The organism is Streptomyces sp. NPDC002144, assembly GCF_053593695.1.
The window spans coordinates 202,948-224,029 of record NZ_JBSFDB010000006.1 but is presented as its reverse complement, the minus strand read 5'-3'; the positions used below and the strand labels follow the sequence as shown (position 1 = coordinate 224,029).

The 21,082-nt window shown below is 71.4% G+C and carries 19 protein-coding genes and 1 pseudogene; 6 read left to right on the top strand and 14 right to left on the bottom strand.

The genetic code is table 11. The annotated features are described in order from the left end of the window. The first annotated feature begins 129 nt into the window (after positions 1–129). Together ACWCQ1_RS11720 and ACWCQ1_RS11715 are read left to right on the top strand one after the other, a co-directional pair. A complete protein-coding gene (locus ACWCQ1_RS11720; RefSeq protein ID WP_358596439.1) occupies positions 130–513 on the top strand; it encodes a BlaI/MecI/CopY family transcriptional regulator in 384 nt (127 codons plus the stop codon). A gap of 39 nt (positions 514–552) precedes the next feature. Continuing rightward, positions 553–1,440: a M48 family metalloprotease gene (locus ACWCQ1_RS11715; protein ID WP_358596436.1), complete on the top strand. Its 888-nt coding sequence runs from the start codon at positions 553–555 to the stop codon at positions 1,438–1,440. A 303-nt stretch (positions 1,441–1,743) separates the two neighbouring features. Here the strand turns inward: ACWCQ1_RS11715 and ACWCQ1_RS11710 are convergent, their stop codons facing one another. Both ACWCQ1_RS11710 and ACWCQ1_RS11705 read right to left on the bottom strand, forming a co-directional pair. Then, entirely contained in the window at positions 1,744–2,901 is a 1,158-nt protein-coding gene (locus ACWCQ1_RS11710) for an MFS transporter (protein ID WP_451026356.1), read from the bottom strand. Between the two features lie 16 nt (positions 2,902–2,917). Beyond that, positions 2,918–3,094, bottom strand: a pseudogene (locus ACWCQ1_RS11705) (transcriptional regulator); the annotation flags it as partial. Positions 3,095–3,268: 174 nt separating this feature from the next. Between ACWCQ1_RS11705 and ACWCQ1_RS11700 the strand changes: the two are divergent. Genes ACWCQ1_RS11700 through ACWCQ1_RS11690 form a run of 3 tightly spaced genes read left to right on the top strand, consistent with a single transcriptional unit; the run spans position 3,269 to position 6,029 of the window. Continuing rightward, positions 3,269–4,753, top strand: coding sequence for an AlkA N-terminal domain-containing protein (locus ACWCQ1_RS11700; protein ID WP_358596433.1), 1,485 nt, complete (start codon positions 3,269–3,271; stop codon positions 4,751–4,753). 8 nt (positions 4,754–4,761) lie between these two features. Further along, positions 4,762–5,244 carry a methylated-DNA--[protein]-cysteine S-methyltransferase gene (locus ACWCQ1_RS11695; protein WP_451026355.1) on the top strand — a complete coding sequence of 161 codons (483 nt, stop codon included), beginning with the start codon at positions 4,762–4,764 and terminating at the stop codon, positions 5,242–5,244. A 17-nt stretch (positions 5,245–5,261) separates the two neighbouring features. Beyond that, positions 5,262–6,029, top strand: a complete 768-nt coding sequence (locus ACWCQ1_RS11690; protein ID WP_358596427.1) for a DeoR/GlpR family DNA-binding transcription regulator — start codon at positions 5,262–5,264, stop codon at positions 6,027–6,029. Here ACWCQ1_RS11690 and ACWCQ1_RS11685 read toward each other — a convergent pair. The 3 genes from ACWCQ1_RS11685 to ACWCQ1_RS11675 are packed head-to-tail and all read right to left on the bottom strand — an operon-like array spanning position 6,026 to position 8,402. Continuing rightward, positions 6,026–6,763 carry an SIR2 family NAD-dependent protein deacylase gene (locus ACWCQ1_RS11685; RefSeq protein WP_358596424.1) on the bottom strand — a complete coding sequence of 246 codons (738 nt, stop codon included), beginning with the start codon at positions 6,761–6,763 and terminating at the stop codon, positions 6,026–6,028. The two genes, ACWCQ1_RS11690 and ACWCQ1_RS11685, sit on opposite strands and share 4 nt — an antisense overlap. Before the next feature lie 41 nt (positions 6,764–6,804). Then, positions 6,805–7,302 (bottom strand): NUDIX domain-containing protein, encoded by a 498-nt coding sequence (locus ACWCQ1_RS11680; RefSeq protein WP_133041816.1) that lies wholly within the window; start codon positions 7,300–7,302, stop codon positions 6,805–6,807. 26 nt (positions 7,303–7,328) lie between these two features. Continuing rightward, entirely contained in the window at positions 7,329–8,402 is a 1,074-nt protein-coding gene (locus ACWCQ1_RS11675; protein ID WP_451026354.1) for an ADP-ribosylglycohydrolase family protein, read from the bottom strand. 212 nt (positions 8,403–8,614) lie between these two features. Here ACWCQ1_RS11675 and ACWCQ1_RS11670 point away from each other — a divergent pair, with 212 nt between their 5' ends. Further along, positions 8,615–9,733, top strand: coding sequence for a glycerate kinase (locus tag ACWCQ1_RS11670; RefSeq protein WP_451026405.1), 1,119 nt, complete (start codon positions 8,615–8,617; stop codon positions 9,731–9,733). A gap of 163 nt (positions 9,734–9,896) precedes the next feature. Here ACWCQ1_RS11670 and pssA read toward each other — a convergent pair whose 3' ends face one another. From pssA to ACWCQ1_RS11625, 9 genes are all read right to left on the bottom strand, one after another. Beyond that, complete coding sequence (gene pssA / locus ACWCQ1_RS11665) at positions 9,897–10,715, bottom strand: CDP-diacylglycerol--serine O-phosphatidyltransferase (protein ID WP_030936949.1); 819 nt, start codon at positions 10,713–10,715, stop codon at positions 9,897–9,899. Between the two features lie 22 nt (positions 10,716–10,737). Then, the gene (locus ACWCQ1_RS11660; protein WP_133042136.1) at positions 10,738–11,394 is read right to left on the bottom strand and encodes a phosphatidylserine decarboxylase; all 657 of its coding nucleotides are present in this window, start codon (positions 11,392–11,394) and stop codon (positions 10,738–10,740) included. A 170-nt stretch (positions 11,395–11,564) separates the two neighbouring features. Then, on the bottom strand, positions 11,565–12,770 hold the full coding sequence (locus ACWCQ1_RS11655; RefSeq protein ID WP_208782338.1) for an acyl-CoA dehydrogenase family protein: 1,206 nt from the start codon (positions 12,768–12,770) through the stop codon (positions 11,565–11,567). Continuing rightward, positions 12,770–13,282: a MaoC family dehydratase gene (locus ACWCQ1_RS11650; protein WP_351803702.1), complete on the bottom strand. Its 513-nt coding sequence runs from the start codon at positions 13,280–13,282 to the stop codon at positions 12,770–12,772. Before ACWCQ1_RS11650 ends, ACWCQ1_RS11655 begins: the two co-directional genes overlap by 1 nt. Before the next feature lie 15 nt (positions 13,283–13,297). After that, positions 13,298–14,257 carry an HpcH/HpaI aldolase/citrate lyase family protein gene (locus ACWCQ1_RS11645; RefSeq protein WP_133041820.1) on the bottom strand — a complete coding sequence of 320 codons (960 nt, stop codon included), beginning with the start codon at positions 14,255–14,257 and terminating at the stop codon, positions 13,298–13,300. Continuing rightward, positions 14,254–16,302, bottom strand: coding sequence for a protein meaA (locus ACWCQ1_RS11640; protein WP_358596417.1), 2,049 nt, complete (start codon positions 16,300–16,302; stop codon positions 14,254–14,256). The genes ACWCQ1_RS11645 and ACWCQ1_RS11640 overlap by 4 nt, the downstream gene beginning before the upstream one ends. Positions 16,303–16,319: 17 nt before the next feature. After that, entirely contained in the window at positions 16,320–17,663 is a 1,344-nt protein-coding gene (gene ccrA / locus ACWCQ1_RS11635; protein WP_133041822.1) for a crotonyl-CoA carboxylase/reductase, read from the bottom strand. Positions 17,664–18,043: 380 nt separating this feature from the next. Then, positions 18,044–18,859: a TetR family transcriptional regulator gene (locus ACWCQ1_RS11630; RefSeq protein WP_207929660.1), complete on the bottom strand. Its 816-nt coding sequence runs from the start codon at positions 18,857–18,859 to the stop codon at positions 18,044–18,046. 160 nt (positions 18,860–19,019) lie between these two features. Then, a complete protein-coding gene (locus ACWCQ1_RS11625) occupies positions 19,020–20,825 on the bottom strand; it encodes a 3-hydroxyacyl-CoA dehydrogenase family protein (protein WP_451026353.1) in 1,806 nt (601 codons plus the stop codon). Positions 20,826–21,082 lie beyond the last annotated feature (257 nt).

Genomic DNA, 21,082 nt, shown 5'->3' with positions numbered 1-21,082 from the left:
CCCTCCGGCCCTACGCGTTGTAGGGTCGGGGTCACCCTACAGGCTGTAGGTCGGGGTGATGTCGGAGGCGGGTAAGGGGCAGGTGCGAGTCGGTGACCGCCGGACCCTACGCGCCGTAAGGTGGTGGCCATGGCAGGCACGACTCCTCGCGGCAGAGCCGAGCGACGCAGCCCCGGTGAGCTGGAGAGCGAGGTCCTCGCCGCGCTGTGGGCGACCGACCGGGCCCTGACGCCGGCCGAGATCCAGGCCGAGCTGGACGGCGACCTCGCCTACAACACCGTGCACACCATCCTGCGGCGCCTGCACGACAAGGGCCTCGTCCTGCGGGACGCCGACGGGCGGCGCGGCGCGTACCGCCCGGCGAAGAACGCGGCCCAGATGACCGCCGAGGCCATGCACCAGGCCCTGGACCGGGGACCCGACCCGATAGCCGCGCTGCAGCAGTTCGTCAGCGGTCTGAGCCCGGAGGAGGAGACGGCCCTGCGCGAGCTGCTGGGTGAGGGCGGTGTCTGACGGCGCCGCTGCGGGTCGGCAGGGGACGGGAAGGACGAGATGAGGATCGACGTCTACACCCCGGTGCTGCTGTCCCTGCTGCTCGCCGCCGTCAGTCGCCCGGTCGCCCGGTCGCTGGCGCCCGCGCAGGCGGCCCGGGCCCTGACCGCGGCCGCCGTCCTCACCGCGGGCGCGACCACCTGGGCCCTGGTGCTGCTGACCGTCACGCTGGTCGGGCAGGCCCCGCCGGTCGTCGCCGACGCCCGCGAGGACGGCCGGGTGCTGCCGGAACCGGTCCCCGGGACGGTCGCCGTCCTCGCGCTCGCGCTGCTCACGGTCGCCGTCTGCCGTGTGCTGCGCGCGGTCCGGGCCGAGCGGGCGACCCGGCGCACGCTGCGCCGTCTGTGCGCGGGGCATCCGCCGGGCACCGAACTGATCGTCGCCGCCTCACCGCGGCCGCAGGCCTTCGCCGTCCCCGGCACCCCGGGCCGGATCCTGGTCACCTCGGCGATGCTGGCCGCCCTGCGCCCGGCCGAACGCCGGGTCCTGCTCGCCCACGAGCGCGCCCATCTCGCTCACCGGCACGCCCTGCTGGTCCGTGCGGCCGGCCTCGCCGCGGCGGCGAACCCGCTGCTCGTGCCGGTCCGGACGAGCGTCGCCTACCTGGTGGAACGCTGGGCCGACGAACAGGCCGCCGGCGCGGTGGGCGACCGCGGCACCACGGCCCGTGCGCTGGCCCGCGCCGCCCTGGTCACGCACAGTCAGGGCTGCGCCCTGCGCTTCACCGACCGCACCGTCACCCGCCGCATCGCCGCCCTCCAGACGACCCCGCCCCCGCACCTGCGCACCATCGCCGCGGCGATCCTCACCCTGGGCGCCCTGCCGCCCCTGTGCGCGGCGGACGCCACCGGGGACCTGCTGCGCTTGCTGGGCGGGGTGCTGAGCTGAGCGGGGTGCTGAGCTGAGCGGGGCGCTGAGCTGAGCGGGGGTTGCGCGGTCGCCTTCGGTGGGCGAGAGGTGGGCGGTGGGGCGGGCGAGGGGCGACGGGATGCCGATGAGCCCCCGGCCCGCAACCCCGTGATGCGGCCCCGGGCCTTCGGTGGGCGCGTTCGTGATGCGGCCCCGGGCCCCGGTCGGCGCCTTCGTGATGCCGCGCCCGCCCCGGCCGCGCCCTCGTGACGCCGCCTCCAGTCCCCGCCCCGCGATCCCGTCAAGCCACCCCTGTGTGTCCCCCGCGCGCACCCCACCCCGTCAAGCTGCCTCCGTCTTCTCCGCGCGCACCCCGCCCCGCAACCCCCACCCCACCAGCACCGTCCCGCAGGCCAACACCGCCGCCAGGGTCGCGTAGCCGTGCGTCAGGGTGGTGGACGCGGCGACCCCGGCCACCAGCAACGGGCCGCCCGCGTCGCCCAGTTCGCGGCCCAGTTCGGCCGCGCCCATGGTCTGGCCGAGGCGTTCCTTCGGGGTCGAGGAGGCCAGGGTCGCGAAGCCCAGGGGAGTGATCAGGCCCGTGCCGACGCCGATCAGGGCGGCGGCGAGCAGCACTCCCGTGAGGCCCGGCAGCATCGCGCAGGCCAGCCCCGCCGCCGTGAGCAGCAGCCCGGCGGTGAGGCCGGTCCGCGCGGTCAGCCGCCCGGCGTCCAGGGCCCGTCCCGTACGGGGCTGCACGACCGCCGCACACGCGGCCAGCACCGACACCGCCGCCCCCGTCGCCACCGTGCCGAGCCCCGCCGCCCGGCCGGACACCGGCAGGAACCCCACCCCGACCGACAGCGCGGCCGTGGCCCCGGCGAGCGCGGCCGTCGGCAGCAGGAACGCCGGGTCCGCCAGCCGCCGCGCCAGGTCCAGCACCGTCTGCCGGGCCCGGGGGAGCGGCGGTACGACGGGTACGGCGGCCAGCGCCCACACCGCGACGGCCGCGCCGAGCACCGTCAGCACCGTGAACAGCAGCCGCAGCCCGCCCGCCCACACCAGCACCCCGCCGAGCAGCGGACCCAGCGTGTAGCCGATCGACTTGTAGAAGCCGTAGCCGCCGAACGCCCGCCCCTGCTTCGCCGCCGGGTTCAGCCGGGACACCAGCGCGGACGCGGCCGGCGAGAACGCGGACGCCGCCGCCCCCTGCCCCAGCCGCGCGGCCCACAACCACCCCGGGCTGTCCGCGAGCACGTACAGCGCGGACGCGAGGGCGAACGCCACCAGCCCGCCGAGCAGCACCGGTCGCGCCCCGACGCGGTCGGCCAGCGTGCCGAACACCGGCTTGAGCAGGACCTCGGCGCCGTCGTAGAGGGCGAGCAGCCCGCCGAGGACGAGCAGCGAGGTGACCGCGTCCTTGCCCGCGCCCCCGAGGTTCGCGGCGATGCCGTGCGCCCCGAAGGCGGTGGTGAACCCGGCGGCATACAGCGGCCACATCCGCCGACGCGCGGGGTCACTCCCCGGCGTCACTGTTCCCCGGCCGCAGATGCCCGACGTGGTGCACGGCCCGGTCGAGGAGCCCGGCGGCCCGGCGGTCGTGCAGCGCGTACACCACCGACCGCCCGCGGCGCTCGCCCACGACCAGCCCCAGGTTCCGCAGCAACCGCAACTGGTGCGAGCACGCATCCCGCGCGGCGTCCGCTCCCTGACTCATGCGGGCATCCTACCCAGCGCCCCCTCGTCGCTTAACGATGTTCAACAACCCGCTGTTTCGCCGCCCGGCGATCCGCACCGGCCCAGGGCAGCCCAGGTCGATGTCGGATTCTCGCCAGCCCTGCCCGCGCCCGTCGCCGATGCTGGAGGCATGCAGAACGGGATGCACACCGACCGAGAGCGCTGCGTGCGCGCCGTCCAGTCAAAGGACGCCCGCTTCGACGGCTGGTTCTTCACGGCGGTCCTGACGACCCGCATCTACTGCCGGCCCAGCTGCCCCGTCGTCCCGCCCAAGCCCGAGAACATGACCTTCTACCCCAGCGCGGCCGCCTGTCAGCAGGCCGGCTTCCGCGCCTGCAAGCGCTGCCGTCCCGACACCAGCCCTGGCTCCCCGGAGTGGAACCAGCGTGCCGACCTCGTGGCCCGCGCGATGCGGTTGATCGCCGACGGCGTCGTGGACCGCGAGGGCGTCCCCGGGCTCGCCGCCCGCCTCGGCTACAGCACCCGCCAGATCGAACGCCAGCTGCTCGCCGAACTCGGCGCCGGCCCGCTGTCCCTCGCCCGCGCCCAACGTGCCCAGACCGCCCGCCTGTTGATCGAGACCACCCCGCTGCCGATGGCGGAGATCGCCTTCGCCGCCGGCTTCTCCTCGATCCGCACCTTCAACGACACGGTCCGCGAGGTCTTCGCCCTGTCCCCGAGCGAGCTGCGCGCCCGCCTGCCCGGGAACACACCCCCGGCCGCCACCCCCGGCACCCTCGTCCTGCGCCTCCCCTTCCGAGCCCCCCTCAACCCCGACAACCTCTTCGGCCACCTCGCCGCGACCGCCGTACCCGGCGTCGAGGAGTGGCGCGACGGCGCCTACCGCCGCACGCTCCGCCTCCCGTACGGCCACGGCGTCGCGTCGCTGGCCCCCGAGCCCGACCACATCGCCTGCCGCGTCACCCTCAGCGACCTGCGCGACCTGACCGTGGCGATCAGCCGCTGCCGCCGCATGCTGGACCTGGACGCCGATCCGGTGGCCGTCGACGACCAGCTCCGCACGGATCCCGTCCTGGCCCCGCTGGTCGACAAGGCCCCGGGCCGGCGGGTGCCGCGCACGGTCGACGAGGCCGAGTTCGCCGTGCGGGCCGTCCTCGGCCAGCAGGTCTCCACGGCCGCCGCCCGCACCCACGCGGCCCGTCTGGTCACCGCGCACGGCGACCCGGTGGACGACCCGGAGGGCGGCCTCACCCACCTCTTCCCGACCCCCGAGGCCCTGGCAGCCCTGGACCCCGAGACCCTGGCGATGCCCCGCACCCGGCGCACCACCTTCACCACCCTGGTCACCCGACTGGCCTCCGGTGCCATCCACTTGGGCCCGGAGAGCGACTGGCCCGAGACCCGCGCCCGTCTCCTCGCCCTCCCCGGCTTCGGCCCCTGGACGGTCGACGTCATCGCCATGCGCGCCCTCGGCGACCCGGACGCCTTCCTCCCCACCGATCTCGGAATCCGCCGCGCGGCCCAGGAGTTGGGCCTGCCCTCCACCCCGGGAGCGCTGACCACCCGCGCGACGGCCTGGCGGCCGTGGCGGGCGTACGCGGTCCAGTACCTGTGGGCGACGGACAGCCACCCGATCAACTTCCTCCCGGTGTAAGGACGTTCATGAAGCAGCACACCGTCATCAGCAGCCCCTACGGCCCCCTCACCCTCGTCGCCGAGGACGGCGTCCTGTGCGGCCTCTACATGACCGACCAACGCCACCGTCCGGCCGAGGAGACGTTCGGAGACCGCGACGACAGCCCCTTCGGCGAGGCGGAGGAACAGCTGACGGCCTACTTCGACGGCGAGTTGAAGGAGTTCACCCTCGAACTCCGCCTGAACGGGACTCCGTTCCAGCGCACGGTGTGGGACCAGCTCCGCCGGATCCCGTACGGCGAGACCCGCTCCTACGGCCAACTCGCCGCCGCCCTCGGCAGTCCGGCCGCCTCCCGAGCGGTCGGCCTGGCCAACGGAAAGAACCCGGTCGGCATCATCGTCCCCTGCCACCGCGTGGTCGGCGCCGACGGCAGCCTGACGGGCTACGGCGGCGGCCTGCCCCGCAAACAACGCCTCCTGGACTTCGAACGGGGAACGGCCCTGTTCTAGCGGGTAATGTTCCGTCGGTGCTGGCCGAACAACGACACCAACTGATCCTGCGGGCGCTGCGATCCGGCGGCACCGTCACCGTGACGGACCTCTCCGACCGGCTCGGAGCCAGCGCCGCGACGGTCCGCCGCGACCTCCTCAAGCTGGAAGGGGACGGACTGCTCACCCGGGTGCACGGGGGAGCGGTCGTCGAGGACGAACCGGCGCCCTTCGCCGAGGCCGCCGAGGCACGGGTGCCGGGGAAGGACGCGATCGCCGCCCGGGCCGCCGCGATGATCGAGGACGGTCAGTCGGTGATCCTCGACTCAGGCACCACCGTCCACCGGCTCGCCCGCCGGCTCCACGGACGCCGGATCACGGTCGTCACCAACAACCTCGCCGTGTACGAGGAACTCCTCCCGGACGACAGCGTCGACCTGATGCTGCTCGGCGGCATGGTCATCCGTGCGTCGCGCATGCTGGACGGCTTCATGGCCGAGGACAACCTCCGCCAGGTGCACGCCGACTGGCTCTTCATGGGCGCCTGCGGGGTCCGGGCCGGCGGGCAGGTCATGGACACCACGGTCGCCGAGGTGCCCGCGCGGCGCGCCATGATCGCCGCCGCCGACAAGGTGGCGCTCCTCGCCGACGGCTCCAAGTTCCCCGGCACCGGCATGGTGAAGATCTGCGACCCCGAGGAACTGGACGTCGTCGTCACCGACACCCCGCCCCACGCCACGACCCGCGCGGCGCTGGAGGAGGCGGGCGTACGGGTGGTGCGGGCGCCGGAGTCCGAAGACGCCTAGTCTTCGTGGTCCGTGCTCAGCCGGCGCAGCAGCTCCGGCAGTGCGGTGCCGATCGGCTCGCGTACGACCTCGTCGGCGATCTCGTCGTACGGCGTCGGCTCGGCGTTGACGATGACGAGCCGCGCCCCGTGGTCGGCGGCGACGCCCGCGAGCCCGGCGGCGGGCTGCACCTGCAGACTGGTGCCGACGGCGATGAACACCTGGCACGCCTTGCTGATGGCGACGGCCTCACCGAGCACCACCGGATCGAGCCGCTCACCGAACATGACGGTCGCGGACTTCAGGACGCCGCCGCACTCCAGGCACGGCGGGTCGTCCTCACCGGCCTCGACCCGGGCCAGGGCGTCCTCCATGGAGCCACGCGCGTGGCAGCGGGTGCACACCACCTGACGTGCGGTGCCGTGCAGTTCGAGCACCTTGCGGGCCGTCGTCCCGGCGAGCTGGTGCAGCCCGTCCACGTTCTGCGTGATCACCCGCACCGGCACGCCCGACTTCTCCAGCTCGGCCACGGCCCGGTGCGCGGCGTTCGGCTCGGCGAGCAGCGTCCGGTTCGCGCGCCGCATCTGCCACGAGCGCCGCCGGATCTCGGGGTCCCCCATGTAGTACTCGTACGTCACGAGCTTCTCGGCTCCGGGATCCTTCCGCCACAGCCCGTTCGGCCCGCGGTAGTCCGGGATGCCGGAGTCGGTCGATATACCGGCGCCGCTCAGGATGGCGACGAGGGGCTTGGTCATGGGGCCGAGGGTAGGGGGGCGTGCCGGGGCGGGGCGAACGTTTATCCGTGCGCTCGGCGGCCGTTCTCCAGCTCGGCCGTCCCGGACCCCTCGTCCAGCACGTCCAGGGCGGCCAGGACGCGGTCGCCGAGGGTGCCCAGGAGGTAGTCGCCGAGGTCCTCGCGGGCGACCAGGCGCCAGGACAGGAGTTCCTCCTCCTGCAGACGGATCGCCTTGAGGTCGTCCTCGGTCAGGACTCCGCCGTCGTACAGGTAGGCGACCAGCGGCGGGAAGCCGGGCCGGTAGACCCAGTCCACCGCGAGCAGCCGTCCGAGCTCGCGGTCCAGGCCGATCTCCTCCAGCGTCTCGCGGTGGGCGCCCTGGCGCGGGGTCTCGCCGTCGTCGGACTCGATGGTGCCGCCCGGCAGGGCCCAGCCCTCACGGTAGTTGGGCTCCACCAGCAGCACCCGGCCCTCCGTGTCACGGAAGAGCGCGGCGGCGCCGGAGAGGATGCGGGGCAGGCCCGCGAGGTACGCGGCGAATTCTTCGGAGCTGGTCACACAGGAAGGGTAACCAGCCGCAGGGGTCAGCTCTCCGCCTCCGCCAGGTGCAGCGTCCGCTCGGCCAGCTCGCTGATCCGCACCCCGTCGAAACCGAACACCGCGCTGCGGACCGTGTCCTCCAGCGGGTCCTTCCACTGGGACGGGATCTCCTCCGCCCCGGTGAGGACGCCCGCCACCGAGCCCGCCGTCGCGCCGTTGGAGTCGGTGTCCAGACCGCCGCGGACGGTGAGGGTGATGGTGCGGGTGAAGTCGCCGTCGCCGTACAGCAGGCCCGCGGTGAGCACGGCCGCGTTGGGGATGGTGTGGATCCAGCCGAGGCCGGTGGTCTCCTCGCCGACCGTGGCGAGCGTGTCCTCCCAGGTCATCCGGGTGTCGTGGAGCGAGACGACCCGGCGTACGGTGCGCGCCAGCCGGCTGGAGGCCGGGATGACGGCCAGCCCCTCGTCCACCGCGTGCCGGACCGTCGGCGCCGTGAACGCCGCCGCGATCAGCGCCGCCGCCCACATCGCCCCGTACACCCCGTTGCCGGTGTGCGAGAGCACCGCGTCCCGGCGGGCCAGCGAGGCGGCGCGGCGCGGAACGCCCGGGCAGGTCCAGCCGTAGATGTCGGCCCGGATCAGGGCGCCGATCCACTCCTGGTACGGGTTGTCGAAGGTGGCCGTCAGCGGCGGTTTCAGCCCGTTCGCGAGGTTCCGGTACGCCGCCCGTTCCGCCGTGAACGTCTGCAGGTACGGCAGTCTCAGCAGCCACAGGTCGCCGACCTGCTCGGTGCTGAACCCGAAGCCGTGGGTCTCCAGCAGGTCGAGGCCGAGGATGGCGTAGTCGACGTCGTCGTCCCGGCAGCTGCCGTGGATCCGGCCGCGCACGCACTGGCGCCACTCGGGGCGCAGCTCGAAGCCGTCGCTCTCGACGGCCGGCTCGGGAAGGTAGTCGGTCAGGGGCAGCGCGGCGGCCTGCCGCAGATAGCGGTCGATGCGGTCCCGCGTCCACAGGTCGCCCTGCTCGACCGGTTTGCCGAGCATGTTGCCCGCGATCCGGCCGAGCCAGCCCCCGAGGACGCGGTCGGCGAGCTCTGGCTCAGTGCCCACAGGGGTCATAGCTCCGGTTTACCCAATTCCGGGGGCGCGTGTGCGGTTTCGGCCGTCCGCACAGGCGCCTGACACGGCGCTCGTACGTTGCTCCCACGCCGTTCCCAGGGGCCGGTCGGTGCATGACGGCGGGGGTGTGCTCCGGTTAAGGTCACAGCGGCGCGACTGGCCTTGACATGCCTCGGGGCCCGGAGAGCAAGGGGAAACAGGTGACACAGCGCGTGCTCATCGCCGCGGACAAGTTCAAGGGCTCGCTGACGGCCGTGCAGGTCGCCGAGCGGGTGACGGCCGGGCTGCGCCGGGCCGTGCCGGGCCTGGAGGTGGAGGCGCTGCCCGTGGCCGACGGCGGCGACGGGACCGTGGACGCGGCGGTCGCGGCCGGTTTCGAGCGCCGCGAGGTGCGGGTCGCCGGGCCGCTCGGACAGGAGGTCACGGCCGCGTTCGCGCTCCGGGCCGGCACGGCGGTCGTCGAGATGGCGGAGGCGAGCGGACTCCAGCGGCTGCCCAGAGGTGTCTTCGCGCCGCTCACGGCCTCCACGTACGGCTCCGGCGAACTGCTGCGGGCCGCACTGGACGCGGGCGCGCGCACGATCGTGTTCGGCGTCGGCGGCAGCGCGACGACCGACGGCGGCGCGGGCATGCTCTCCGCCCTCGGCTCGCGGTTCCTGGACGCGGACGGGGAGCCGGTACCGCCGGGCGGCGGCGGACTCGCGGAGCTGGCGTCCGCCGACCTGTCGGACCTGGACCCGCGGCTTGCGGACGTGGAGCTGATCCTGGCCAGCGACGTCGACAACCCGCTGACCGGCCCCACGGGCGCCGCGGCCGTCTACGGCCCGCAGAAGGGCGCCTCCCCGGACGACGTGGAGATCCTCGACTCGGCCCTCGCGCACTACGCGAAGGTGCTGGAGGAAACCGCCGGCGTGCACGCGGCCGAGTACGCCGCGTCCCCGGGCGCGGGCGCCGCAGGCGGCATCGGCTACGGCGCCCTGCTGCTCGGCGCCCGCTTCCGCCCCGGTATCGAGGTCATGCTGGAGGTGCTGGGCTTCGCCCCGGCGCTGGAGTGGGCCACGCTGGTGATCACCGGCGAGGGCTCCCTCGACGAACAGACCCTGCACGGCAAGGCCCCCGCCGGTGTCGCCGCGGCGGCCCGGGCGGCGGACAAGGAGGTCGTCGCGGTGTGCGGCCGCCTCGCCCTGCCGCCGGAGGCGCTGGGACGGGCGGGGATCCGGCGGGTGTACCCCCTGACGGACGCCGAGCCCGACATCGCCAAGTGCATCGCGGACGCCGGGCCGATCCTGGAGCGGGTGGCGGAACAGATCGGCCGGGACTTCCTGAGCTGACGTTCGGCCCGGCCCGCCCGTCCGGCGTTTGAGGACGAGGCCCGTCCAGGGCCGAAGCGGGGGGCTGGGGGCGGTAGCCCCCCGTGGGGCGGCACACCGACGCCGCGCACGGAACAGCGAGGGCCCCGAACCATGCCGGTCCGGGGCCCAAGCCGACGCAGTGCTACGGCAGCTGTGCCGCCCGGGCCTCGCGTCGGTTGTCGCGGAAGTTGTTCACCCGGCGGGCCGTGGCGAACAGGGGGATGACCGCGCCCGTGACCAGCTGCAGCGCGCAGCCCGTCTGGAGCAGCAGCTGTCCGCTCGGCGCGTCGAACGCCCAGGCCGCGAGCAGCCCCATCGACACGACGATCCAGGACAGCATCGCCACCGCGAGACGGCCCCGCGGCTTCGGGTACTCCACCCGGCTCACCATCAGCCAGGCCGTGCCGAGGATCGCGAGCAGCGTCGCCACGAAGGGCAGCTCCAGCAGCACGATCGACACGACCGTCAGCGCGCCGAACGGCGAGGGCATGCCCTGGAACATGCCGTTCGGCACCGTCACGCAGGAGAAGCGCGCCAGACGCAGGACGACGGCCAGGAGCACCACGATCGCCCCGACAGCGGCCACTCTCTGGTGTGCGTCGTCCGCGACCATGCCGTAGACGAGGACGAAGTACGCCGGTGCCAGACCGAAGCTGATCAGGTCGGAGAGGTTGTCCAGCTCCGCGCCCATGGGGGAGGAGCGCAGCTTGCGCGCGACCAGGCCGTCGAACAGGTCGAAGACCGCCGCGCACAGCATCAGGATCACCGCCGTGGCCGCGCTGTGGCGGGCCATGCCGGTCTCCTGGTCGCCGGTGAGGTGCGGGATGAGGATCCCGGTGGTGGTGAAGTACACCGCCATGAACCCGCACGTGGCGTTGCCGAGGGTGAGGGTGTCCGCTATTGAGAGGCGGAGAGAGAGGGGCATCTCCTCCTCTTCGTCCACCTCGTCGGCCTCGGGCACCCAGCCCGCCTGGGTATCAGGATCAATCACGGTCAATGCGAGTCACCCCAGCCACGGTCTTCTGACCGACCTCGACCGCGACCTCCACGCCCTCGGGCAGGTAGATGTCGACGCGCGAGCCGAAGCGGATCAGCCCGATGCGGTCGCCCTGCTCGACCTTCGTGCCCTGCGGGATGTACGGCACGATGCGGCGGGCCACCGCGCCGGCGATCTGGATCATCTCGATGTCGCCGAGTTCGGTGTCGAAATGCCAGACTACGCGCTCGTTGTTCTCGCTCTCCTTGTTGAACGCCGGAACGAACCCGCCGGGGATGTGCTCGACCGACGTCACCGTGCCGGAGAGCGGAGCGCGGTTGACGTGGACGTTGAGCGGGCTCATGAAGATCGCGACGCGGGTCCGGCCGTCCTTCCACGGCATGATGCTCTGCACCACGCCGTCGGCGGGCGAGATGACCCGGCCCGGGGCGATCTCGCGCTCGGGGTCGCGGAAGAACCACAGCATGCCGGCCGCGAGCGCGGTGGCGGGCACGGCCACGGCCTTGGCGACGCCGGAGCGGCGGGCGCGGACCAGGCTGAGGGCTGCGGTGGCGACGGTCGGGAGAAGCCACGGCGATGCTCCGCGCGCAAGACGTACGCCTGCCAGGCTGTCGCGTGGTGCAGAGGTTTGGCTGTGGGGCATGGATGACCTTCGTAGCGGATGATGCCGCGCTGTAACGGGGGACGGCGGCTTTCCCGGGATCGTACCGGTCGCGGACCACAACTGGGCAAGCCAGGAAGACGAGTCGGCGACCGAAGACTGCCTACGGGGTGTGATCTTCTTCTCCAAGAAAACACCCCGTATCCGGACATCTAGCCCTGGAACCGATACTCTTCGAGCAGCCTGCGACCGATGATCATTTTCTGGATTTCGGCGGTACCTTCACCGATCAGCAGCATCGGCGCCTCGCGGTAGAGACGCTCGATCTCGTACTCCTTGGAGAAGCCGTAACCGCCGTGGATCCGGAAGGCGTCCTCCACGACCTCCTTGCAGTACTCCGAGGCCAGGTACTTCGCCATTCCGGCCTCGAGGTCGTTTCGTTCGCCGGAGTCCTTTTTGCGTGCGGCGTTCACCATCATCGCATGGGCGGCCTCGACCTTGGTAGCCATCTCGGCCAGCTTGAACTGGATGGCCTGGTGCTGGGCGATCGGCTTGCCGAACGTGTGCCGCTGCTGGGCGTACTGGACGCCGAGCTCGAAGGCACGCTGAGCGACGCCGCAGCCACGCGCCGCCACGTTCACCCGGCCAACCTCGACGCCGTCCATCATTTGGTAAAAACCTCGGCCGGTCTGGCCGCCGAGCACCCGGTCGGCGGGAATCCGCAGGCCGTCCATGATGAGCTCGGTGGTGTCGACGCCCTTGTAGCCCATCTTGTCGATCTTCCCGGGGATGGTGAGGCCCGGGCGGACCTCCCCGAAGCCGGGCTCCTTCTCGACCAGGAAGGTCGTCATCGACTTGTGGGGCGCGGTGCCCTCGGGGTGTCCTTCATCACTTCGGACGAGTACGGCGACCAGACTTGACGTTCCGCCGTTGGTGAGCCACATCTTCTGGCCGTTGAGGACGTATTCGTCGCCGTCCCTGACCGCCTTGGAGGTGATGGCGGACACGTCCGAACCGAGACCCGGCTCCGACATCGAGAAGGCGCCGCGGATGTCGCCGGCCGCCATGCGCGGCAGGAAGTGGTCCTTCTGCTCCTGCGTGCCGTGCTGCTTGAGCATGTATGCCACGATGAAGTGGGTGTTGATGATGCCGGACACCGACATCCAGCCGCGGGCGATCTCCTCGACGCAGAGCGCGTACGTCAGGAGCGACTCGCCCAGACCCCCGTACTCCTCGGGGATCATCAGGCCGAACAGACCCAACTCCTTGAGACCGTCGACGATCGCTTGCGGGTACTCGTCGCGGTGCTCCAGCTCGGTGGCGACCGGGATGATCTCCTTGTCCACGAAGTCGCGGACGGTGGAGAGGATCTCCTGCTGGATGTCCGTCAGACCGGCGGTCTGGGCGAGGCGGGCCATTACTTCTCCTGCTGCTTCAGCTCCGGGCGGCCGGGCTGCTCGCCGCCGCGCTCCTTGATGTACGTCTCGGTCGGCACCATCACCTTGCGGCGGAACACGCAGACCAGCGTGCCGTCCTGCTTGTAGCCCTTGGTCTCGACGTAGACGATCCCGCGGTCGTTCTTCGACTTCGACGGCCACTTGTCGAGCACGGTCGTCTGGCCGTAGATCGTGTCGCCGTGGAAGGTCGGCGCCACGTGCCTGAGCGACTCGATCTCCAGGTTGGCGATCGCCTTGCCGGAGATGTCCGGTACGGACATGCCGAGCAGCAGGGAGTAGATGTAGTTCCCCACGACGACGTTCTTGCCGAAGTCCGTCGTCTTCTCCGCATAGTTGGTGTCCATGTGGAGCGGGTGGTGGTTCATGGTGAGGAGACAGAACAGGTGGTCGTCGTACTCCGTGACCGTCTTGCCCGGCCAGTGCTTGTACGTCGCCCCGACCTCGAACTCCTCGTAGGTGCGTCCGAACTGCATCGCGCTCAGGGCTCCTCAGTTGTCGGGGATCTCGAACTTCGACGTGCGCTGCATGCCCGCCGCACGGCCCTTGCCCGAGATGACCAGCGCCATCTTCCGGCTGGCCTCGTCGATCATCTCGTCGCCGAGCATCGCCGAGCCCTTCTTGCCGCCCGCCTCGGAGGTGTAGTAGTCGTACGCGTCCAGGATCAGCTCGGCGTGGTCGTAGTCCTCCTGGGAGGGCGAGAAGATCTCGTTGGACGCCTCGACCTGGCCCGGGTGCAGCACCCACTTGCCGTCGAAGCCGAGCGCGGCGGCGCGCTGCGCGACCTCGCGGTAGCCGTCGATGTTGCGGATCTGCAGGTAGGGGCCGTCGATCGCCTGGAGGTTGTTGGCGCGGGCGGCCATCAGGATCTTCATCAGGATGTAGTGGTAGGCGTCCGCCGGGTAGCCGGGCGGCTGCTCGCCCACGACCAGCGACTTCATGTTGATGGACGCCATGAAGTCGGCCGGGCCGAAGATGATCGTCTCGACGCGCTGGGAGGCCGTCGCGATCTCGTTGACGTTGTTGAGGCCCTGGGCGTTCTCGATCTGCGCCTCGATGCCGATCTTGCCGACCTCGAAGCCCATCGTCTTCTCGATCTGCGTCAGCAGCAGGTCGAGGGCGACGATCTGCTGGGCGTCCTGCACCTTCGGCAGCATGATGCAGTCGAGGTTCTGGCCGGCTCCCTCGACGACCGTGACGACGTCGCGGTACGTCCACTCGGTCGTCCAGTCGTTGACGCGCACGACCCTCGTCTTGCCCGTCCAGTCACCCTCGTTGAGGAACTTCACGATGGTGTGCCGCGCCTCGGGCTTGGCGAGCGGGGCGCACGCGTCCTCCAGGTCGAGGAAGACCTGGTCGGCGGGGAGACCCTGGGCCTTCTCCAGGAAGCGGGGGTTGCTGCCCGGCACGGCCAGGCAGGAGCGCCGCGGGCGGAGACGGTTGACGGTCATGCGGGGACCTCCAGGGGGTCGAGCTTGTTCGCTTTCCGGATCTCGTCGACGATGCGGCCGATGATGCCGGTGATGTCGAAGTCCTTAGGGGTGAAGACGGCGGCCACGCCGGCGGCCCTGAGCTGCTCGGCATCTCCATTGGGGATGATCCCACCGGCGATGACGGGTATATCTGTGGCACCGGCCACACGGAGCCGCTCCAGGACGTCCGGCACGAGCTGGGCGTGCGAGCCGGAGAGGATCGACAGGCCGACCGCGTGCACGTCCTCGGCGAGGGCCGCGTCCACGATCTGCTCGGGCGTCAGACGGATGCCCTGGTAGACGACCTCGAACCCGGCGTCGCGGGCCCGCACTGCGATCTGCTCGGCGCCGTTGGAGTGCCCGTCCAGGCCCGGCTTGCCGACCAGGAAGCGCAGCTTGCCGACGCCGAGGTCGCGGGCGGTGGCGTCCACCCTGCGACGCACCTCACTCATGGCCGAGCCCTCCGCGGCGGTGACCGCGACCGGCGCGGAGGACACACCGGTGGGCGCCCGGTACTCGCCGAACACCTCGCGCAGGGCCCCGGCCCACTCGCCGGTCGTGACCCCGGCGCGGGCGCACTCCAGGGTGGCCTCCATGAGGTTGTCCGTACCGCGCGCGGCCTCCTTCAGCCTCTCCAGCGCCTTGCACGGGCGGGGGTGGTTGAAGGGCGGCTGGTAGCGGGTGTCCCGCCAGTTCTGCAGCGCTTTGACGACCCGGGCCTCGACGGCCGGGTCGACGGTCTGGATGGCCGTGTCGAGGTCGGCGGTCAGCGGATTGGGCTCGGTCGTCTCGAAGATGTTGACGCCGACGATCTTCTCCTGGCCGGACTCGATACGAGCCCGCCGCTCGGCGTGCGAGGAGACGAGCTGCGACTTGAGGTAGCCGGACTCGACGGCGGCCATCGCGCCGCCCATCTCCTGGATCCGCTCGATCTCGGCGAGGGAGTCCTCGACCAGCCGGCCGACCTTCTCCTCGATCACCTTCGAGCCCTCGAAGATGTCCTCGTACTCCAGCAGGTCGCTCTCGTGGGCGAGCACCTGCTGGATGCGCAGCGACCACTGCTGGTCCCAGGGGCGGGGCAGGCCGAGGGCCTCGTTCCAGGCCGGCAGCTGCACGGCACGCGCGCGTGCGTCCTTCGAGAGGGTCACCGCCAGCATCTCCAGCACGATCCGCTGGACGTTGTTCTCCGGCTGCGCCTCGGTCAGGCCGAGGGAGTTGACCTGGACGCCGTACCGGAAGCGGCGCTGTTTGGGGTTCTCGATGCCGTACCGCTCGAGCGTGATCTTCTCCCAGATCCGCCCGAACGCCCGCATCTTGCACATCTCCTCGATGAAGCGGACACCCGCGTTCACGAAGAAGGAGATACGGGCCACGACGTCCCCGAACTTCTCCTCGGGGACCTGCCCTGAGTCGCGTACGGCATCGAGAACCGCGATCGCGGTGGACATCGCGTACGCGATCTCCTGGACCGGCGTGGCGCCCGCCTCCTGCAGGTGGTAGCTGCAGATGTTGATCGGGTTCCACTTCGGTATGTGGGAGACCGTGTACGCGATCATGTCCGTCGTCAGCCGGAGTGAGGGCCCCGGCGGGAAGACATGGGTCCCCCGCGACAGGTATTCCTTGACGATGTCGTTCTGGGTCGTGCCCTGGAGCTTGGTGATGTCGGCACCTTGCTCCTCGGCGACGACCTGGTAGAGCGCCAGCAGCCACATGGCGGTGGCGTTGATCGTCATCGAGGTGTTCATCTGCTCCAGGGGGATGTCCTGGAACAGCCGGCGCATGTCACCGAGGTGCGCGATCGGCACGCCGACCCGGCCCACCTCGCCGCGGGCGAGGATGTGGTCGGAGTCGTAACCGGTCTGCGTCGGCAGGTCGAAGGCCACGGAAAGGCCCGTCTGCCCCTTGGCGAGGTTGCGCCGGTACAGCTCGTTGGACGCCTCGGCGGTGGAATGCCCGGCGTACGTGCGCATGAGCCACGGCCGGTCCTTCTCCCGCCTGCCTTCGGCGTTCTGACGCTCAGTCATCTATGACCCCGGGTGTCTCAGACGTTGCGGAAGCGGTTGATGGCGTCGACGTGCTTGGCGCGCATCTCCTCGTCGCGCACGCCGAGGCCCTCCTCGGGGGCCAGGCAGAGCACGCCGACCTTGCCCTGGTGGAGGTTGCGGTGCACGTCGTAGGCGGCCTGCCCGGTGTCCTCCAGGGAGTAGACCTTGGAGAGCGTCGGGTGGATCTTGCCCTTCGCGATGAGCCGGTTGGCCTCCCAGGCCTCGCGGTAGTTGGCGAAGTGCGAGCCGATGATCCGCTTCAGCGACATCCACAGGTAGCGGTTGTCGTACTCGTGCATGTAGCCCGAGGTGGAGGCGCAGGTGGTGATGGTGCCGCCCTTGCGGGTGACGAAGACGCTCGCGCCGAAGGTCTCGCGGCCGGGGTGCTCGAAGACGATGTCGATGTCCTCGCCGCCGGTCAGCTCGCGGATGCGCTTGCCGAAGCGCTTCCACTCCTTCGGGTCCTGGGTCTGCTCGTCCTTCCAGAACCGGTAGCCCTCGGCGTTGCGGTCGATGACGTTCTCGGCGCCCATCGAGCGGCAGATGTCCGCCTTCTCGGGGCTGGAGACGACACAGATCGGGGTGGCGCCGCCGGCCAGCGCGAACTGGGTGGCGTACGAGCCCAGGCCGCCGCTCGCGCCCCAGATCAGGACGTTGTCGCCCTGCTTCATGCCGGCGCCGTTGCGGGAGACCAGCTGGCGGTAGGCGGTGGAGTTGACCAGGCCCGGAGCGGCGGCCTCCTCCCAGGACAGGTGGCCCGGCTTGGGCATCAGCTGGTTGGACTTGACCAGGGCGATCTCGGCGAGGCCGCCGAAGTTGGTCTCGAAGCCCCAGATGCGCTGCTCGGGGTCGAGCATGGTGTCGTTGTGGCCGTCGCTGGACTCCAGCTCGACCGACAGACAGTGCGCGACGACCTCGTCACCGGGCCGCCAGGCGTTGACGCCGGGGCCGGTGCGCAGGACGACGCCCGCGAGGTCGGAACCGATGATGTGGTACGGCAGGTCGTGGCGCTTGGTGAGCTCGCTGACCTTGCCGTAGCGCTCCAGGAACCCGAAGGTCGACAGGGGCTCGAAGATCGAGGTCCACACGGAGTTGTAGTTGACCGAGGAGGCCATCACGGCCACCAGGGCCTCGCCCGGGCCGAGCTCCGGCAGGGGAACCTCGTCCAGGTGGAGCGACTTGCGCGGGTCCTTGTCACGGGTCTGCATGCCCGCGAACATCTCCGTCTCGTCCTTGTGCACGGTGATCGCGCGGTACGACTCGGGGAGCGGCAGGGCGGCGAAGTCGGCGGGCGTCGAGTCCGGCGACTGGATCGCGTCCAGGATGTCCTTCACGGTCACGGTGTTGCCTCCGGCGATGGGCGTCCTGAGGGAGGGACGCTGAGGGTTACGTCGGTGTGCTGCTGAGGGTTTCGGGAAGTGCCGTCGGTTCGGCGGGGGTGCTTCGGCAGCGCTTTGTGGCGCGGGAGGTTGCCTGTGACGCAGGCGCCGGGCGAGCAGGCGGTGGGCCTGCCGGGGACAGCCCGGACACCATCAACGTATGACACCGCGTGTCAGGTGACAAGGCACTGAGTGCCATGAATGTGCTCTCAGATGAAATCTTTACGTAACAAATGAGCGATGATCGATCGAACGGCCCTTGAAATGTGCCTGAAAACGGGCCCCGACATGCCAAAACGGCCACCCCGAGGGGTGGCCGTCGTCACAGTCGTCCGGGGCGCTCAGCGCTCCTTCAGCGCCTGCTCGATGGTCCGCATGACCTCGTCCAGCGGGGCGTCGGTACGCGCCACGGTGACCAGGACCTCGCCCTGGGCGGAGACCGACGCGGGGGAGGGGCCCGGCCTGGATGCCGTCGAGCGGCCCGCTCCGATGCCCGTCCCGAACGTCTTGCGCACGATCGCGAACGCGTGGTCCAGCTGCGCCTCCACGTCGCCCTGGCCGCCGGCCCGCAGCCAGCGCCGCAGCACATGGTTGTGGGCGGTGACCACCGCGGACGCGGCGACCTCAGCGAGCAGCGGGTCGTCGTTGGCGTCGTCGTCGTGCGCGTGCTCGTCGAAGTGGCCGAGGAGATAGCGGGTGAAGAGGCGCTCGTAGCGGGCCACCGACGCGATCTCCGCCTCGCGCAGGGTGGGCACCTCACGCGTGAGCTTGTAGCGGGCGACCGAGATCTCCGGCCGGGCCGCGTACATCCGCATGACTTCCTTGATCCCGCGGCACACCGTGTCGAGCGGGTGCTCGTGCGCCGGGGCCGCGTTGAGCACCGCCTCGGCGCGGATCAGCGTGTCGTCGTGGTCGGGGAAGATCGCCTCTTCCTTGGAGCGGAAGTGGCGGAAGAAGGTGCGGCGGGCGACCCCGGCCGCGGCGGCGATCTCGTCGACCGTGGTCGCCTCGTACCCCTTGGTCGCGAACAACTCCATGGCCGCGGCCGCCAGTTCTCGGCGCATCTTGAGCCGCTGGGCGGCGGCGCGGCTGCCTGCGGCACTTTCCGGCGCGTCGGGCGTGGCTGGTGTACGTGAGGACCTGGCGGGCTGGGACATGACCCGAACGTACTGCATGTCCGCAGCGTGCCGCGCAGGTACCGGGGTTCCCCGGCCCCGGGTGGACGGGGGGACGCCGGGTCGGGCGGGCGGGGGCCGGCCGCCGGGGTCGAGCAGTCCGCCCCAGTCCGCTTCCGCTGTGAACCAGTCGCCGACGCCGTCAGCGGCGGGCATATTCGCGGAAGCCGCGGCCGGTCTTGCGGCCGAGGCAGCCCGCGGCCACCAGGTGCTCCAGGAGCGGGGCCGGGGCCAGGCCCGGGTCGCGGAACTCGCGGTGCAGGACCTTCTCGATCGCGAGGGACACATCGAGCCCGACAACGTCCAGCAGCTCGAAGGGGCCCATCGGGTAGCCGCCGCCCAGCTTCATCGCTGCGTCGATGTCGTCCAGGGACGCGTAGTGCTCCTGGACCATCTTGATCGCGTTGTTGAGGTACGGGAACAGCAGGGCGTTCACGATGAAGCCCGCGCGGTCGCCGCAGTCGACCGCGTGCTTCCTGATCCTGACGCAGACCTCGCGGACCGTTGAGTGGACGTCCTCGGCCGTCAGCACCGTGCGGACGACCTCGACCAGCTTCATCGCGGGCGCCGGGTTGAAGAAGTGCATGCCGATCACGTCCTGCGGACGCGAGGTGGCGCGGGCGCAGGCGACGACCGGCAGCGAGGAGGTCGTGGTGGCCAGCACCGCGCCCGGCTTGCAGATCTTGTCCAGCGTCTGGAACAGCTGCCGCTTGATCTCCAGGTCCTCGGCGACCGCCTCCACGGCCAGGTCGACGTCCGCGAAGGACTCGTACGAGCCCGCCGGGGTGATCCGCTCCAGCGTCTGCGCGGCGGCCTCGGCGGACAGCCGGCCCTTGTCGACCGAGCGCGCGAGCGACTTGCCGATCCGGGCCTTGGCCGCCTCGGCCTTCTCCTCGCTGCGGGCGGCCAGGACGACGTCATAGCCCGCCTTGGCGAAGACCTCGGCGATGCCGGACGCCATGGTGCCGGAGCCCGCGACACCGACCGCGCCGACCGGGCGGCCGGGGACCCCCAGGTCGCCGGCCAGGGGCGTCAGCGCGTCCGGCACGACGGTCGCGCTGCCGGGGGCCTCGTAGGTGTAGAAGCCGCGCCCCGACTTACGGCCGGTCAGGCCCGCCTCGCTGAGCTGCTTGAGGATCGGGGCGGGGGCGTGCAGCCGGTCGCGGGACTCGGCGTACATGGCCTCCAGCACCGTACGGGCGGTGTCGACGCCGATCAGGTCCAGCAGCGCGAGGGGGCCCATCGGCAGACCGCAGCCCAGGCGCATCGCGGCGTCGATGTCCTCGCGGGAGGCGTACTTGGCCTCGTACATCGCGGCGGCCTGGTTGAGGTAGCCGAAGAGCAGCCCGTCGGCGACGAATCCGGGCCGGTCGCCGACCGCGACGGGCTCCTTGCCGAGGTCCAGGGCGAGGTTGGTGACGGCCGTGACGGCGGTGGGCGCGGTCAGGACCGAGGAGACGACCTCGACCAGCCTCATCGCCGGCGCCGGGTTGAAGAAGTGCAGGCCGAGCACGCGCTCCGGACGGGCCGAGTCGGCGGCCAGCCGGGTCACGGACAGGGCGTTGGTGCCGGTCGCCAGGATCGTCTCCGGGCGCACGATCCCGTCCAGCTCACGGAAGATCTGGTGCTTGATCTCGTACGACTCCGGGGCCACCTCGATGACCAGGTCGGCGTCGGCCGCGGCGCGCAGATCGGTGGAGGTGCTGACGCGGGCCAGCACATCGGCGCGCTCCTGCTCGGTCAGCCGGCCGCGCTCCACGGCGCGGGCGGTGGCGGCCTCCAGTGCGGTGACCGCCTTGGCGACGGCGGCCTCACTGATGTCGATGCCGACGACCTCGCGGCCGGCCTTGGCGAGGACCTCGGTGATACCGGTGCCCATGGTGCCGAGACCGACGACGGCAATGGTCCTCAGCGGGGACAGGGAAGGGTCGGACAGGGGAGTGGCCATCGCGGGACTCCAGGAATGAGGGTGACGACTGGGAGCGCGCCCGGGTGCGCCGGGTCGGGCCGGCCGAAGCGGGCCCGGGCGCACCGGGTGCGTGGAGAAGTGCGGGTGTTGCCGGGCTGCGAGCGCACACGCCCGGTGCCGTCGCCGTGGGCGTGCACACGCCTGGAGCGAACGGTGGTGTCCGACCGGCCCTGTCCCGGGGCCGGGTCGTGCGGTACCTGAGGTACCGAACCGACTGCTCTGACGGCGGCTGCGTC

Bases quoted from the DNA above. Each gene is read 5' to 3' on its own strand.
- ACWCQ1_RS11655 (WP_208782338.1), bottom strand. From the start codon at position 12,770: ATGGCCCGCCTCGCCCAGACCGCCGGTCTGACGGACATCCAGCAGGAG.
- ACWCQ1_RS11715 (WP_358596436.1), top strand. From the start codon at position 553: ATGAGGATCGACGTCTACACCCCGGTGCTGCTGTCCCTGCTGCTCGCC.
- ACWCQ1_RS11625 (WP_451026353.1), bottom strand. From the start codon at position 20,825: ATGGCCACTCCCCTGTCCGACCCTTCCCTGTCCCCGCTGAGGACCATT.
- ACWCQ1_RS11675 (WP_451026354.1), bottom strand. From the start codon at position 8,402: ATGACCCCTGTGGGCACTGAGCCAGAGCTCGCCGACCGCGTCCTCGGG.
- ACWCQ1_RS11695 (WP_451026355.1), top strand. From the start codon at position 4,762: ATGAAGCAGCACACCGTCATCAGCAGCCCCTACGGCCCCCTCACCCTC.
- ACWCQ1_RS11650 (WP_351803702.1), bottom strand. From the start codon at position 13,282: ATGCAGTTCGGACGCACCTACGAGGAGTTCGAGGTCGGGGCGACGTAC.
- ACWCQ1_RS11710 (WP_451026356.1), bottom strand. From the start codon at position 2,901: ATGTGGCCGCTGTATGCCGCCGGGTTCACCACCGCCTTCGGGGCGCAC.
- ACWCQ1_RS11685 (WP_358596424.1), bottom strand. From the start codon at position 6,763: ATGACCAAGCCCCTCGTCGCCATCCTGAGCGGCGCCGGTATATCGACC.
- ACWCQ1_RS11700 (WP_358596433.1), top strand. From the start codon at position 3,269: ATGCAGAACGGGATGCACACCGACCGAGAGCGCTGCGTGCGCGCCGTC.
- ACWCQ1_RS11630 (WP_207929660.1), bottom strand. From the start codon at position 18,859: ATGTCCCAGCCCGCCAGGTCCTCACGTACACCAGCCACGCCCGACGCG.
- ACWCQ1_RS11640 (WP_358596417.1), bottom strand. From the start codon at position 16,302: ATGACTGAGCGTCAGAACGCCGAAGGCAGGCGGGAGAAGGACCGGCCG.
- ACWCQ1_RS11645 (WP_133041820.1), bottom strand. From the start codon at position 14,257: ATGACCGTCAACCGTCTCCGCCCGCGGCGCTCCTGCCTGGCCGTGCCG.
- ACWCQ1_RS11720 (WP_358596439.1), top strand. From the start codon at position 130: ATGGCAGGCACGACTCCTCGCGGCAGAGCCGAGCGACGCAGCCCCGGT.
- ACWCQ1_RS11660 (WP_133042136.1), bottom strand. From the start codon at position 11,394: ATGCCCCACAGCCAAACCTCTGCACCACGCGACAGCCTGGCAGGCGTA.